Genomic DNA, 658 nt, shown 5'->3' on the forward strand with positions numbered 1-658 from the left:
TATCACGCCTTCCTTGAACTATGTCTTTTGCTTGATCCTGAAGGGATTGAAGCAGTTTCATCGCCGGGGTTAGTTCGGCCTGCAGGTATCCGGCCATCAGCGCGGCCATTTCCGGATCTTTGGATGCCAGCATTGCAGCGTCGTATGGGTTTGCCAAATATTGAATTCCCATTGCCCATACTTCGGTGGTTTGATCTCGGTACACTTTACCTACATATGGATCGATAAAATCATCCTTGTAGGCGCCTTCATTGCTTCCATATCCTCGATTGCCGGTCAATGATCTCAATGAGAACACCTTTTCGCTTTGACGCCTTTTCAGCAGATAACCATTAGCCGCAGACTTGGCAGCGGAATCAGCTTCAAGATGATGAGCCATTTCATGCCATAAGGTAGTTTTATTGAAATTATTGCCGGGGTTAATTGATGCATCCTCAAAATGACCAATACCCTTAGCGTGAGCACGTCCACTACGCTCGGATTCAATCTTTATGAGCCTCAGCTTACCGCCTGAGATACGATAGAACTCAGCCATATCCCTGCGCACATCCGCTTCCGGGTATTTTGCCTTCTTGAGTCTCGCTATTGCCGATTTCCCTATTACCTGGCTGTTTGCCCAGGATTCAGCTTGTTCTTTGGTCACTTTTGAAGCGCTAAG

General features: G+C 47.3%; 1 protein-coding gene. It reads right to left on the reverse strand.

Translation table 11 applies throughout. From position 1 onward, the window contains the following. On the reverse strand, positions 1 to 643 hold a 643-nt coding region (locus tag C7H79_RS17330; protein ID WP_197714683.1), incomplete at its 3' end, for a hypothetical protein. Positions 644 to 658: the final 15 nt, after the last annotated feature.

This window comes from Nitrosomonas supralitoralis (genome assembly GCF_003011925.2).
Lineage (GTDB): Bacteria > Pseudomonadota > Gammaproteobacteria > Burkholderiales > Nitrosomonadaceae > Nitrosomonas > Nitrosomonas supralitoralis.